Annotated in this window: 1 pseudogene; it reads left to right on the top strand. The window is 74.1% G+C overall.

Going from position 1 to position 348, the window contains the following annotated elements:
• Positions 1-89: 89 nt before the first annotated feature.
• A pseudogene (locus tag UK12_RS40575) lies at positions 90-348 on the top strand (hypothetical protein); the annotation flags it as partial.

Below are 348 nucleotides of genomic sequence, written 5' to 3'. Positions count from 1 at the left end.
CCGGGATGAACCCGCTGGACTGAAAGACCCCGGGCGGCGCACGCAGGGCGAGGGTACTGGGCGGGCCGCCCTGCATCCTGGGGTGGGACGTGTCCGGGGTGGTGGAGGACACCGGCTTCGGCGTGACCACCCTCAAGGCGGGTGACGAGGTCTACGGGCTGCCCTGGTTCCCCCGCGCGGCAGGCGCCTACGCCGTGTACGTGGTCAGCGACCTGGTCGGCGACCATCACGAGACCACCAGCACCCGCGCACTGCAGGTGCTGCGCCCCGGCGGCCTGATCGTCGCGATCCCCGCCGGGGTCTCCGAGCAGCTGCGCGACGCCGCCGAGGCACGCGGAGTGCGGGCCG

The organism is Saccharothrix sp. ST-888 (assembly GCF_000955975.1).
In the GTDB taxonomy this organism is placed as follows: domain Bacteria; phylum Actinomycetota; class Actinomycetes; order Streptomycetales; family Streptomycetaceae; genus Kitasatospora.
Note: the sequence above shows the minus strand (reverse complement) of the source record. Positions and strands in the feature narration are given on the sequence as shown.